This window comes from Actinomadura harenae (assembly GCF_003696215.1).
In the GTDB taxonomy this organism is placed as follows: Bacteria; Actinomycetota; Actinomycetes; order Streptosporangiales; family Streptosporangiaceae; genus Spirillospora; species Spirillospora harenae.
This window is the reverse complement of the sequence record NZ_RFFG01000035.1, coordinates 52809-65490: the sequence shown is the minus strand read 5'-3', so window position 1 is coordinate 65490 and position 12682 is coordinate 52809. Positions and strand designations below refer to the sequence as shown.

The window sequence follows — 12682 nt, the reverse complement described above, 5'->3', positions numbered from 1 at the left end:
GCCACATCGGACGCAGGGCTGGTCCGCCGGGGGCCTCCCTCGGCCGAACGGTCGATCCGGGCATAGCCCCCAAGCCGTAGCCTCGGTGACCATGAACGCATCGGGGGACGCGCCGGGGACTCCGATCACGGGACCCGCCCTGGTCCCCGAGGCCCCGGACCGGCTGGAACGGGTGCAGTCGGTGGGCGGCTGCCTGTTCCGGCTGCTGGCCTGGGGCTGCGCCGCGCTCTACCTGATGCTGTGCCTGGCCGTGTCCTACGCGCACCGCAGCCCGTGGGACCTGGCGACGATCGTCGTCGCGGCCGTCGCCGGGTACGCCTGCCTGGCCCGGCGGGGCCTGGAGCGGTGGGCGACGGCGAGCGCGTTCGCGTCGCTCGCGCTGACCTGGGCCCTCGCCACGATGGCCCCGGGCACCCGGGACCAGGCGGCGCTGGTCGAGGTGACCGGGCTGCTGGTCCTGGTCGCCCGGATGGCCTGGACGGCCCCGCAGGGCCGGGTGATCGCGATGACGGCGCTGGTCGGCGTCCCGGTCGTCCTGACGCCGCTGCGCGGTTCGCCGTTCCTGCTGCTCGTCCTCACCGGGCCGCTGACGGTGCTGGCCGCGATCGCGATCGGCGCGGGCCTGTACCTGCGGGCGCTGGACACGCGCCGCCGCCGGGCGCTGTCGGACGCGCGCCGGGACGAACGCCTGGAACTGGCCCGCGACCTGCACGACTTCGTCGCCCACCACGTGACCGGGATCGTCGTCCAGGCGCAGGCGGCGCGGTTCGCGGCGGGCTCGGGGGCGGCGGCGCAGTCCCCCGAGCAGCTGGACCGGATGTTCGGGCAGATCGAGAAGGCCGGCACCGAGGCGCTGACGTCGATGCGCCGCATGGTCGGCCTGCTCCGGGACGCGCAGGACGGCGTCCGCCCCGGCGGGGCGCCGGAGGGCGGGGCGACCCGCCCGGTCGGGGACCTGACGCAGATCGCCGACCTCGTGGACGGCTTCGGCGACACCCCGCCTGCGGCGCTCGCGCTGGCCGACGACCTCGGCGAGCTGCCCCCGGAGGTGGTCACGTCGGCGCACCGGGTCGTCCAGGAGGCGCTGACCAACGCCCGCAAGCACGCCGCGGACGCGACGGTCGTCCGGGTGTCGGTGGCGCGGCTCGGGGACGGGTCGGTCGAGGTGGCCGTCCGGGACGACGGGCAGGGGCGCGGGCGGCGGCTGCCGTCCGGCGGGTTCGGGCTCGCCGGGCTGGCCGAGCGGGTGGACGCCGTCGACGGCCGCCTCACCGCCGGGCCCCGGCCCGAGGGCGGCTGGGAGGTCGTCGCGGTGATCCCGGTTTCGGGGGGTTGAGGGCGCCGTGGTGATCCCGGTTTCGGAGAGCTGAGAGAATCGCACCCGTGACGATCCGCGTACTGATCGCCGACGACCAGGAGATGGTCCGCACCGGCTTCCGGATGATCATCGACTCGCAGGCCGACATGGAGGTGGTCGGGGAGGCCGCCGACGGCGCGGCGGCCGTGGAGCTGGCCCGCCGGCTCCGTCCCGACGTGTGCCTGTTCGACATCCGCATGCCGCGCATGGACGGCCTGGAGGCGACCCGCCTGCTCGCCGGCCCGAACGTGCCGGACCCGCTGCGCGTCGTGATCGTCACGACCTTCGACATGGACGAGTACGTCTACCAGGCGCTGCGTGGCGGCGCGGCCGGGTTCCTGCTCAAGGACAGCGGCCCGGCGCTGCTGGTGGAGGCGGTGCGGGCGGCGGCGAACGGCGAGGCGCTGGTGTCGCCGTCGGTGACCGTCCGGCTGCTGGCGAACCTGTCGGCGCCCGCGCCGAAGCCGCCCAAGCTGCCCGATCCGCTCACCGAGCGGGAGCTGGACGTCGTCCGGCTGGTCGCGCGGGGCCGCACCAACGAGGAGATCGCCGCCGAGCTGTTCGTCTCCCTCTCCACGGTGAAGACGCACCTGGGCAGCGTCCAGCGCAAGCTCGGCACCCGGAACCGCACCGGGATCGCCGCCTGGGCCTGGGAGTCCGGCCTGATGCGCGCCTGATGGCGGCCGGGACCCTCGGCCTCGCGTCCTGGCCGCTGCTCACCGTGTGGATCGCCGCGGCCGCCGGCTGGGGCGCGGTCCTCGCCCTGCTCCGCCGCTCGCGGGTGGACGGTACGGCGGTCCTCCTCCACGTGATCACCCCGGCGACGCTGGTCCTCGGCTTCGCCTTCCTCGGCTACGGCTCCCTGTATGCGACGGTCTTCATGGCCGTCCAGTGGTGGACGCTGATCGTCGCCACCGGCGGACGCCTGGACCGGCTCCTGCGCGGCGGGCCGTCCGCCCTCGGGACGGCCGTCCTCTGGCTGGCCCTGACCTTCGCCGCGGCCCTCGTCGTCACGCCCGCCGTCCTCTGACCCCGCCCGGGGGTGGCGCTCCGGGGCGCGCTATGAGGCAAAGGTACGTAGTATCCGAGGCAATGGACGAGTAAGTCCTCGGAGGTGTCCCCCATGCCGTGTGCGCTGTGCGGCGACATCGTCCCGGCGGACGTCGCGCGCTGTCCGGCCTGCGGAGCGTGGGCCAGGCGCAGGGACTTCCGCGCCGTCGGGGTCGCGGTGTTCATGCTGCTGGGCTTCCACGCTTTCCTCGCCCTGGGCGCCGGGATCAGCCTGCTCCGCATGTCCCACCCCCTGCGGACGGCCACCCAGGACGGCTACGACGCGTCCTCGACCCGGCACTCCCTCGTCCCGTTCGCCGACCTGCTCGTCATCTGCGCGGTGCTCGCGGGCGTCACCGGGGTGATGTTCGTCTCCTGGCTGTGGCGGGCCTACACCCAGTCCCCCGGCCCGCACCGGCACCGCCGGGGCTGGGTGGTGCTCGGCTGGCTCGTCCCGGTCGCGAACCTGTGGGTGCCGCCGCGCCTGCTGTACGACGTGTGGGTGACGACCGGCCGCTACCGGATGTCGCAGCGGCACGTCGCCGGGGCCCTGATCGGCGCGTGGTGGCTGAGCGTCCTGCTCGCGGTGCTGCTGTCCCGCTGGTTCGCGCACGGCGGCGCCGAGTCCCTCGCCGACGCCCGCCTCACCGTCCACCTGGGCGCCGCCGCGGCCGCCTTCCAGGCCCTCGCCGCCACCCTCGCCATGACCGTCGTCTACCAGATCACCCGCCTCCAGATCTCCCGCCCCGACTAGGGCGTTCCTCAGGGGTCGGTGGGGCCGGAGCTGCCCTGGCTGGCGTGCCAGAGGCGGCCCGCGGGCGGGCGTCTGATCTGCGGGCCCGCGTGGCCGACGTCGGCGTACGGGCTGACGGCGAAGCCCGAGCTGTAGGTCATGCGGCGACCGATCGGGCGACCCATCCGACCACCACCGGACGGCCCGGACGCCGCCATGAGGCGCCGGACGGCGTCGATCCCGCCCGCGCGCCACGCCTCGTCCAGGACGGCGAGGTCCCAGCATTCGGACGCGGTGAGGGACGCGGCGCGGAAGCCCGGCTTGTGGACGCGCCCGCGCGCGAGCAGCAGCCAGGAGCCGAACACCGTCGCGGCGCAGCGGTCCTGGACGGACTCGAAGAAGGTCAGGTCGACCGGGCCGGTCGCGTCGTCCAGCGTCGCGAAGATCACCCGCTGCCCGGACCGGACGGCCGGGGTCTGCGTCGCCACCTTCACCCCCGCGACCAGCACCTCCTCGCCCTTCCCGCGATCGGGCAGGTCCCGGGCCCGGACGGCGCCGAGCGCCCGCAGCAGATCGCCGTAGAAGGCGATCACGTGGCGGCTGACGTCCAGGCCGAGGACGTCGAGCTCGGCCTCCACGATCTCCGACGGCGCCATCGGCGGCAGCTCGCCCAGCGGGACGTCCTCCAGCATCCCCGGCTCGGGCATCGCCAGGTCGTCGCCGAGCGGCAGCTGCCCGTCGACCAGGCCCGCCGACGGCCGCACCGACGACGCCCGGTCGAGCGCGCCCACCCGGCACAGCAGGTCGCGGCGGCCGACCGGGGTGTCGCGGTACAGCGCGTCGAACCCGCCCGCCAGGACGAGCCGCTCCACGGTCGGCCGGGACGCGTGCGCGCGCCGCCAGAAGTCGCCGAGCGACGCGTACGGGCGGCGGGCGACGATCCGCTCGACCTCGGCCTCCGCGATCCCGCGGACCTCGGTGAGCGCCACCCGGATCCCGCCGTCCTCGACCCGCCAGAGCACCGCCGAGCGGTTCACGTCCAGCGGCAGGATCGGCACGCCGAAATGCCGCGCGTCGTCGAGGATGACCCGTTTCGGATACATGCCGGGGTCGTGGCTGAGGACCCCGGCGTAGAACGCGGCCGTGTGGTGCCGCTTCAGCCACGCCGACTGGTAGGTGGGCAGCGCGAACGCCGCGGCGTGCGCCTTGCAGAACCCGAACGCGCCGAACGCCGCGAGCGTCCGCCAGACCCGCTCGACCGTCGGGCCGTCGTAGCCGCGCGCGTGCGCCCGCTCCCGGAACCACGTCCCGACCGTCGCCAGGCCCTCCTCGCTGGACATCCGGCGGCGCATGCCCTCGGCGTCGGAGAGACCGCAGCCGGTCATGACGTCCAGGACGCGCAGGACCTGCTCGTGCCACACGACGACGCCCTGGCTCTCCCGCAGCACCGGCTCCAGGTCCGGGTGCGGGAAGACCGCGGGACGGCGGCCGTGCCGGGCGTCCAGGAACGGGTTGACCATGTCCGATCCGACCGGACCCGGCCGGAACAGGGAGATGTCGACGACCAGGTCGCCGACCGTCCGCGGCAGCAGCTTGGCGACCAGCTCGCGCTGGCCGGGCGACTCGATCTGGAAGCAGCCGAGCGTCCGCGCGTCGCGGATCATCTCGAAGGTCGGCCCGTCGTCGCGCGGGACGGCCTCCAGGTCGAGGCGCTCCCCGGTCGTCCGCTCGATCTCGGTGACGGCGTGCGCCAGCGACGACTGCATCCGGACGCCGATGACGTCCAGCTTCAGCAGCCCCATCGCCTCCACGTCGTCCTTGTCGAACTGGCTCATCGGGAACCCGGCCGCGCTCCGCTCGACGGGCGTCCGGTCGCGCAGCGTCGCGTTCGACAGGATCACCCCGCACGGGTGCAGCGCGATGTGCCGGGGCAGGCCGTCCAGCCGCTCGGCGATCTTGAAGATCACGTTGAGCTGGGCGTTGTTCAGGTTCGACCGGCGCAGCTCGGGCAGGTCGGTGAGCGCCGCCCGGATCTGCCGCGCCCGGATGTGCGGGAACGCCTTCGCGATCGCGTCGATCTCCTGCGGCGGCAGGCCCATCGCGCCGCCGACGTCCCGGATCGCGCTCCGCGCCCGGTAGGTCTCCATCATCGACACGCACGCCGTCGCGTCCGTCCCGAAGCGGGCGAACAGCGCCTCGTAGGCCTCCAGGCGCCGCGCGGACTCGACGTCCAGGTCGATGTCGGGCAGGCCGGGACGGCTGTCGGCGAGGAACCGCTCCATCACCAGGTCGTGCCGGAGCGGGTCCAGGTCGCCGATGCCGAGCAGGAAGTTCACCAGGCTGCCCGCGCCCGACCCGCGGATCGCGCAGCGGATGCCGAGGTCGCGGATGAGCGCGGCGGCGTCCGCGACGGTCAGGAAGTACGACGCGAAGCCCTTGCGGCCGATGATGTCCAGCTCGTGCGCGAGGCGCGCCTCGTAGCCGTCGCGATGCTCCAGGCCGCGTCCGCGGAGCCCCTGGAGACAGCGCGCGAGAAGCCGGCCGTGCGGCTCGGGCCCGGTTCCGGGCAGGTGCGCCCGTCCCATGCCGAGGTCCCGCTCCGGGTCGAGGACGCACCGTTCGGCGAGCCGTTTCGTGGCCCTGACCAGGTCGTCCGCCGCGTCCTCACCGCAGGCGAGCGCGGCCGAGCGGCGCATCTCCTCCTCCGGCTTCAGGTAGGCGTGACCGGTCTGGTCGTCCAGGTGGCGGCGGTGCAGCGGGACGAGCTTGCGCGCCACGTCCAGCACCTGCGCCACGGGATGGTCGGCGCCGTCCAGATACCGGACCCCGTTGCCGAGGACGGCCGGGACGCCCGCCTCACGCGCGAGCGCGAGCATCCGCGCCGCGCGCGGGCCGTCCCCCCGGCCGTGGTGGTTGACGATCTCGACCACGACCTCCGCGCCGGTCGCCCGCCACGCGTCGAGCAGCGCCACGGCCCGTCCCCGGTCACGCTCCGCGACGGCCCGTCCGACGTCCGAGGCGGGCCCGAGCAGGACGACCAGCCCGGCGGGCCGCTCCGCGACCGTCCCCGCCGTGATCCACGCCCCGCCGCGCTCCCCGGCCGCGTGCGCGGCCGTGACCAGGCGGCACAGCGACCCCCATCCCGCCTTCCCCACCGCGAGCACGACGACCCGCTCCGCCCCGCCCGGGCTCAGGGCGAGGTCGGCGCCGAGCACGGGACCGATCCCGGCCTCGGCGCAGGCACGGACATGCCGGACGGCGCCGTACAGGCCGTCCCGGTCGGTCAGGGCGAGGGTGCGCATGCCGAGCTCGGCGGCCCGGACGGCGAGCGCCTTCGGAGAGGCCGCGCCGTACCGCATGGAGTAGGCGGACGCGACGTGCAGATGCATGGCGGCCCGTCAGTCCCACAGCCGCGACAGCGTCCAGGCGCCGGTCACGGAGTCGTGCCGCAGCTCGTACACCCCGGGCTCACCGCCGGACGCGGCCGCCTCGACCCGCCAGTACTCCCGCTCGCCGGGCTCGTCCGCGTCAGGTTCCCGCTCCCGCCACCAGTCGCGGGTCGTCACCCAGTGCTCCAGGACGCGGCGCACCGCGTACCGCCGTCCCCGCCAGGCGAACCGGTCCGGCCGCCCGTCGGTCACCCGGACCTCGACCGGATCGCCGAACACGTGTGCCATCCACCTCTCCCCCTCACGCTCACCGCACGGGGGAAGGCATGCGGCCACAATCTCGAACATACGTTCGCATCCGAGTCTAGGGAACACCCCTCGCCCCAGCAAGACGAGACCCCCCACAACCCCCGAACTCCCAGCTCACACGGGGCAAGCGGGGCAGACGCGGGACGGGACGGAACGCGCGGACACGAAGGTGGCCGGGCTGGGCACGCAGCCGAGAGGCGGAGCGGGCACGCAGCCGAGAGGCGGAGCGGGCACGCAGACGAGAGGCGGAGCGGGCGCGCGAGCGAGAGGCGGGGCGGGCGCGGCTCGGGGCCGGCGCGAGAAGGGTGGGGCGGGGCGGGTCAGGTCAGGAGGCGGGCGAGCTGGTCGGCGACGCCGGAGACGCGGGTGACGTCGGCCATGCCGCCGCCGGACCAGAGGTAGGACCAGCCGGCGCCGACCGGGGTCGCGACGACCATGATCTGGCGGCGGCTGACGGGGCCGACGACGCCGAGGACCATCTCGTCCGGTCCGGCGAGGCGCCAGCGCAGGCCGCGGGCCTCGACCTCGTAGGCCAGGGTGGCCAGGTGGTGCCGGCGCACCTCGGCGATTTCCCGCTCCCCGACAACAGACACCGCGATCAGCCGCCTCACCCTGGATGGATCACTGCCGTCCACAGGATGGCCCGCGGCAAATGATCAGCGCAGGGAATCCCGAGGACTGGGTCTACTCTCCTCGCTTCCCTCGGCGCCCGTCCCGTCTTCGGAACGGAGAGTGACGGCATGCTTACGTCGCCGTACCGCGCGGCGGCATGACACCGTCGAAACGGACGAGACGCCCGCCGCCGTGGTAAACCGGCTGGTGGAGCATCCGGCCCGTGCTCCGCAACCCGCCGTCGAGGAGCCCACCGATGTCGTCGTCCGCCCCCGAAGCACCGAACGCGCCGAACGTCCCGGATCGTCCGGATGACGTTCCCGCGGGCGCCGCCGTGTCCCCGGACGGCGCGTCCGCGGCGGAGGCGCCGTCCGGAGGCGGCGGGCTCCGCGAGCGCAAGAAGCGGCGGACCCGGACGTCGCTCATCGACGCCGCGCTCGTCCTGTTCCTCGCCCAGGGCTACGACACGACGACGGTGGACGAGATCGTCGCGGCCGTCCACGTGTCCCAGCGGACGTTCTTCCGCTACTTCGCGACCAAAGAGGACGTCGTCACCGGCTTCTTCGACGAGCACGACCAGTGGTTCGCGGACCGGCTGCGGGAGCGCCCGGCGGGCGAGCGGCCGTTCACCGCGCTGTTCGAGACGCTGCGCATGGTCCTGAAGGAGATCGCCGACAGCGGGCCCGAGGACGCCGAGCGGTTCCGCCGGATCCGCCGGGTGCTGGAGGCCGAGCCGGCGCTGAAGGCCGCGCAGATGGCCCGGTACGAGCGCACCGAGGGCCTGCTCGCGCGGATCATCGCCGAACGCGAGGGCGTCGACCCCGTCACCGACCCGCGTCCCGAGATGGTCGTCGCGTTCTACAGCGGCGCGACCCGCGTCGCCTTCGAGCACTGCGCCCACGCCGACGTCTGGGACCCGAAGGACATCGCCGCGCGCGTCGAGGCCATGGTGGACGTCGCGAGCGCCATCCTCCGCGACTGGATCTGACCCGCCCCGCGAACGTGTCCGGCCCGGCAGGCGCGCCCCAGCCAGTGGGCGCGTCCTGGCCGCCCGACCGCGTCCTAGCCGACGGGTGCGTTCGTGGCGGGTGGGAGGTAGCCGCGCATCCAGCGGGTCAGTTCGTCGAAGACCCGGTCGCGGACGGGCTTGGCCGACAGCACCAGGTCGTGCAGGCCGCCGTCGATCCGGACGAGCGTGACGACCGGTCCGAGGCGGGGCGCGTAGCGGGCCATGTGCTCGACGTCCAGGACGGCGTCCGCGCTGGTCAGGTCGGGGGCGTCGGGCTTCGGCCGGACGCTGCGCTCGGACGCCATGACCAGCACCGGCACGTCGACCGCCAGGCCCCGGTGCAGGCGCAGCTGGCCGCGCCTGATCGCGTCCAGCCAGGCCGCCCGCACGGGGAAGCCGAGCAGCGGCTTCCAGCCGAGGTCGAACTCCCACTCGCCGCCGTGGTCGCGGTGCAGGCTGCGCGCGTACAGGTCGGACACCCCGGCGGGCAGCTTCGCGGTCGGGAACCGTCCGCCGAGCATCCGGGCCAGGCCCGCGCCCGCCTTCCGCATCGGCCACGGCTCGGCGATGTCGAACCAGGGGCTGTTGAGGAACAGGCCGTCGACCAGGCCGCGTCCGCGGACCCGGTCGGCCCACAGCGCGGCGATCAGCCCGCCGGTGGAGTGCCCGTTCAGCAGCAGCGTGTCGTGGCCGTCCACGTCCCGGACGATCCGGACCGCCTCGTCGATCTCCGGGAAGTACTCGCTGAGGCTGCGCACGAAGTTCGGCGTCTGGTGCGGACGCAGCGACCGCCCGTACTTGCGCAGGTCGAGGGCGTAGAAGTCGTAGCCGAGCGCCACGTAGAAGTCGGCGAGGTGGCGCTGGAAGAAGTAGTCCACGAACCCGTGCAGGTAGAGGACGGCGCGCCGGGACGGCTCGTCGCCGCGCCTGCGCACGAGCGTCGCGACGACCTCGCCCTCGGCGTCCTCGCCGAGCGGCAGCTCGATGGCCTCGTAACCCGGTCCCAGCACGTCCGCGGTCGCGTTCATGCGACCAGGGTAATCACCGCCCGCATGATCCACTAATGTCCGGGGCATGCCTTCCCCCCTGCGTCCCGGCGACCCGGAGCGGCTCGGCCCCTACCGGCTGACCGCGCGGCTCGGGCAGGGCGGGATGGGCACCGTCCTGCTCGGCGAGGACCCGTCGGACGGGCGTCGCGTCGCGGTCAAGGTCGTCAACCCCGAGCTGGCCGGGGACGAGGCGTTCCGGGAGCGGTTCCGGCGCGAGGTGACCGCCGCGCGCCGCGTCAGCCGCTTCTGCACGGCCGCCGTCCTGGACGCCGAGCTCGACCGCGATCCGCTCTACGTCGTCACCGAGTTCGTGGACGGCCCGACGCTCTTCCGGGCCGTCCGGGACGGCGGCCCGCTGCGCGGCGGCGATCTCGAGGGCCTCGCGGTCGGCGTCGCCACCGCGCTCTCGGCGATCCACGCGGCGGGGATCGTCCACCGGGACCTGAAGCCGTCCAACGTGCTGCTCTCCCCCACCGGGCCGCGGGTGATCGACTTCGGCATCGCGCGGCCCGTCGAGTCCCCGGACGGCCCGACCACGACCGGGCGGTTCGTCGGCACGCCCGCCTACATCGCCCCCGAGCTGATGCGCGACGGCCCCCTCACCCCGGCCGCGGACGTGTTCGCCTGGGGCTGCGTCGTCACGTTCGCCGCGACGGGGAGTCCGCCGTTCGCGGGACGCAACGTCCACGAGACCCTGTACCGCGTCGCGCACGAGCCTCCCGTCCTGGACGGCCTGGACGGGCCCCTGCTCCCCCTGGTCGAGGCCGCCCTGGACAAGGACCCGGCGCGCCGCCCGTCCGTCCCCGACCTGCTCGCCGCCCTGATCAACGCCCCGGCGCCGACGCTGGTCGCGGAGCCGGAGGGCGGGCGGGGCCGACGGCCTCCGAAGCGGATCACCGCCGTCGCCCTCGTGGGGGCGCTGGTGCTGTCGCTGGGCGGCGCGGCGGGTTGGCGGCTGCTGGGCGACGCGCCGGACCCGAGGGTCCCGCGGCTCGGCGCGGCCCTCGTCCCGGACGGGTCGCTGGCCGACCGGAGGTCCGGCTGGGACGAGGACGAGTGCGGCACGTACGGCGGCCACGGGTTCGCGATCCAGAGCGACCGGGACGACCCCGGATACTGCGTCGCGCCGAACGAGACCGCCTCGTCCCACTTCGTGGCCGGGGCACGGGTGCGGCTGGGCCACGCGTCCGGGCGCGGGCCCTGGCAGGCGGGCGTGCTGCTCCTCGGCACGGACGACCGGGACTACGCCGTCCTGCTGCGCTCCGACGGCTCCGCCCGGCTGGTCAAGGAGACCGCCGAGGGCGAGACGCACGTCCTCGACACCGTCCCGGCGGGGAGCTACGAGCCGGTGTCCGGGTCCGTCCGCGTCCAGGTCGAGGTGCGCGTGACGGCCGGGCGGACGAGCCTGCGCGCCTGGCTGGACGGCGACTACGCGCTCGACGCCGACGACGAGGACCAGCCGTTCACCACGGGCCGGACCGGCCTGGTCGCCGACCCGCTGAACACCGTGTCCGCCAAGGACGACTTCGTCGAGGCGTGGTTCTCCGCCTTCACCCTGAACCGCGCACGCTGAGAGCGCCGCAGGTCGGGGCGGCTCTCCGCACGCATCGCGGCGCGCCGTGACCTAGAGTGATCGGGTCCATTGTGCCCATGCGACAGGATCACTTCAGGCATGTCCGAAAAGAGCCCAGATCGTCAGGGTGAGCTGCGCACCGGGCTGCGCCGCCGCCACATGACCATGCTCGCCATCGGCGGGGCGGTCGGCGCGGGGCTGTTCGTGGGCAGCGGCCAGGTGATCAGGACGGCGGGCCCGGCGGCGATCCTGTCCTACGCCGCGGCCGGGCTGCTGGTGCTGTTCGTGCTGCGCGCGCTCGGCGAGATGGTGGTGGCGCGGCCGGTCGCGGGGTCGCTCGCCGAGTACGCCCGGATGGCGCTCGGGCCGTGGGCGGGCTTCACGATCGGCTGGCTCTACTGGTACCTGTACGTGATCCTGGTCGGCGCGGAGGCGGTCGCGGGCGCGGCGATCCTGGCGTCCTGGGTCGACCTGCCGCAGTGGCTGCTCGCCGCCGCGCTGCTGATCCTCATGACCTGCGTGAACCTGGTGTCGGTGCGGTCGTTCGGCGAGTTCGAGTTCTGGTTCGCCTCGATCAAGGTCGCGGCGATCGTGGTGTTCCTCGTCCTCGGCGTCCTCTACGTCCTCGGGCTGTGGCCGGACTCGCCCGGCGGCCTGCACAACCTGACCGCGCACGGCGGCCTCATGCCGAACGGCCTGACCTCGGTGTTCACCGCGATCGTCGCGGTCATGTTCGCGTTCGGCGGCACCGAGATCGTCACGATCGCCGCCGCCGAGTCCGCCGAGCCGGGACGCGCCGTCGCCCGCGCCACCGGCAACGTCCTCTGGCGGGTCGCCCTGTTCTACGTGTTCTCGATCTTCCTCGTGGTGTCGATCCTGCCGTGGAACGACGCGCAGGTCCTGCGGAGCCCGTTCGTCAGCGCCCTGGACCGGCTCGACGTCCCCGCCGCCGGGACGATCATGCAGGCGGTCATCCTCACCGCCGTCCTGTCGGTGCTGAACTCGGCGATCTACGTCTCGTCCCGGATGCTCTACGTCCTCACCCGCGACGGCGACGCCCCGGCGGGCCTGACCAGGCTCACCCCCCGCGGCGTCCCGGTCCGCGCGATCCTGCTCGGCACCGTCGCCGCGTGGGGCGCGGTCGTCGCGTCCTACGTCTCCCCCGACCAGGTCTTCAAGTTCCTGATGAACTCCATCGGGACGATCCTGGCCTTCGTCTACCTGGCGATCCTGATCTCCGAGATCCGCCTGCGCCGCCGCCTCGAACGCGACGCCCCGGCCAGCCTCACCTACCGCATGTGGCTCTTCCCCTACCTCTCGGTGCTCTGCGTCGTGGCCCTCGTCGCCGTCCTGGTCTCGATGGCCTTCATGCCCGCCGTCCGCTCCCAGCTCCTCGCCTCCCTGATCAGCCTCGCCGCCGTAGCCGCCCTCTACCCCCTCCGCCGCCGCTACGGCCGCCGCCCCCCGGTGACCACCCCACCCCTCATCCACCCCACCGACCGTTAACTTCGTCCACAAGACGCATACAACCCCTCGACTACGGGAACTTTCGTCGTAGAGTGCCGACAGACTGCTGTCCATACGCGAACACGTCGAGGGAA

Annotated in this window: 11 protein-coding genes; 7 read left to right on the top strand and 4 right to left on the bottom strand. The window is 74.1% G+C overall.

The window, feature by feature from the left end; genetic code table 11:
• Positions 1-91: 91 nt before the first annotated feature.
• From EBO15_RS20495 to EBO15_RS20480, 4 genes are all read left to right on the top strand, one after another.
• Positions 92-1336 carry a sensor histidine kinase gene (locus tag EBO15_RS20495; protein WP_233616318.1) on the top strand — a complete coding sequence of 415 codons (1245 nt, stop codon included), beginning with the start codon at positions 92-94 and terminating at the stop codon, positions 1334-1336.
• A 47-nt stretch (positions 1337-1383) separates the two neighbouring features.
• Positions 1384-2034 (top strand): response regulator, encoded by a 651-nt coding sequence (locus EBO15_RS20490; protein ID WP_122196029.1) that lies wholly within the window; start codon positions 1384-1386, stop codon positions 2032-2034.
• Positions 2034-2387, top strand: a complete 354-nt coding sequence (locus tag EBO15_RS20485) for a hypothetical protein (protein ID WP_122196028.1) — start codon at positions 2034-2036, stop codon at positions 2385-2387. Before EBO15_RS20490 ends, EBO15_RS20485 begins: the two co-directional genes overlap by 1 nt.
• Positions 2388-2480: 93 nt before the next feature.
• On the top strand, positions 2481-3161 hold the full coding sequence (locus tag EBO15_RS20480) for a DUF4328 domain-containing protein (RefSeq protein WP_122196027.1): 681 nt from the start codon (positions 2481-2483) through the stop codon (positions 3159-3161).
• Positions 3162-3169: 8 nt separating this feature from the next.
• Here EBO15_RS20480 and EBO15_RS20475 read toward each other — a convergent pair whose 3' ends face one another.
• The 3 genes from EBO15_RS20475 to EBO15_RS20465 all read right to left on the bottom strand — a co-directional run bounded on the left by EBO15_RS20475 (position 3170) and on the right by EBO15_RS20465 (position 7431).
• Complete coding sequence (locus EBO15_RS20475) at positions 3170-6529, bottom strand: DNA polymerase III subunit alpha (RefSeq protein WP_122196026.1); 3360 nt, start codon at positions 6527-6529, stop codon at positions 3170-3172.
• Positions 6530-6538: 9 nt separating this feature from the next.
• Complete coding sequence (locus EBO15_RS20470; RefSeq protein WP_122196025.1) at positions 6539-6817, bottom strand: DUF6504 family protein; 279 nt, start codon at positions 6815-6817, stop codon at positions 6539-6541.
• A 341-nt stretch (positions 6818-7158) separates the two neighbouring features.
• Positions 7159-7431 carry a hypothetical protein gene (locus EBO15_RS20465; protein WP_233616317.1) on the bottom strand — a complete coding sequence of 91 codons (273 nt, stop codon included), beginning with the start codon at positions 7429-7431 and terminating at the stop codon, positions 7159-7161.
• 275 nt (positions 7432-7706) lie between these two features.
• Between EBO15_RS20465 and EBO15_RS20460 the strand changes: the two genes are divergently transcribed.
• A complete protein-coding gene (locus EBO15_RS20460) occupies positions 7707-8438 on the top strand; it encodes a TetR family transcriptional regulator (protein WP_122196024.1) in 732 nt (243 codons plus the stop codon).
• Between the two features lie 74 nt (positions 8439-8512).
• Here the strand turns inward: EBO15_RS20460 and EBO15_RS20455 are convergent, their stop codons facing one another.
• Positions 8513-9487 (bottom strand): alpha/beta hydrolase, encoded by a 975-nt coding sequence (locus tag EBO15_RS20455; RefSeq protein ID WP_199744689.1) that lies wholly within the window; start codon positions 9485-9487, stop codon positions 8513-8515.
• Positions 9488-9533: 46 nt separating this feature from the next.
• Here EBO15_RS20455 and EBO15_RS45370 point away from each other — a divergent pair, with 46 nt between their 5' ends.
• Complete coding sequence (locus EBO15_RS45370; RefSeq protein ID WP_199744688.1) at positions 9534-11081, top strand: serine/threonine-protein kinase; 1548 nt, start codon at positions 9534-9536, stop codon at positions 11079-11081.
• A 99-nt stretch (positions 11082-11180) separates the two neighbouring features.
• Positions 11181-12587: an amino acid permease gene (locus tag EBO15_RS20445; protein ID WP_122196023.1), complete on the top strand. Its 1407-nt coding sequence runs from the start codon at positions 11181-11183 to the stop codon at positions 12585-12587.
• Positions 12588-12682 lie beyond the last annotated feature (95 nt).

Bases quoted from the DNA above. Each gene is read 5' to 3' on its own strand.
- EBO15_RS20470 (WP_122196025.1), bottom strand. From the start codon at position 6,817: ATGGCACACGTGTTCGGCGATCCGGTCGAGGTCCGGGTGACCGACGGG.
- EBO15_RS20475 (WP_122196026.1), bottom strand. From the start codon at position 6,529: ATGCATCTGCACGTCGCGTCCGCCTACTCCATGCGGTACGGCGCGGCC.
- EBO15_RS20485 (WP_122196028.1), top strand. From the start codon at position 2,034: ATGGCGGCCGGGACCCTCGGCCTCGCGTCCTGGCCGCTGCTCACCGTG.
- EBO15_RS20460 (WP_122196024.1), top strand. From the start codon at position 7,707: ATGTCGTCGTCCGCCCCCGAAGCACCGAACGCGCCGAACGTCCCGGAT.
- EBO15_RS20480 (WP_122196027.1), top strand. From the start codon at position 2,481: ATGCCGTGTGCGCTGTGCGGCGACATCGTCCCGGCGGACGTCGCGCGC.
- EBO15_RS20495 (WP_233616318.1), top strand. From the start codon at position 92: ATGAACGCATCGGGGGACGCGCCGGGGACTCCGATCACGGGACCCGCC.
- EBO15_RS20445 (WP_122196023.1), top strand. From the start codon at position 11,181: ATGTCCGAAAAGAGCCCAGATCGTCAGGGTGAGCTGCGCACCGGGCTG.
- EBO15_RS45370 (WP_199744688.1), top strand. From the start codon at position 9,534: ATGCCTTCCCCCCTGCGTCCCGGCGACCCGGAGCGGCTCGGCCCCTAC.
- EBO15_RS20455 (WP_199744689.1), bottom strand. From the start codon at position 9,487: ATGAACGCGACCGCGGACGTGCTGGGACCGGGTTACGAGGCCATCGAG.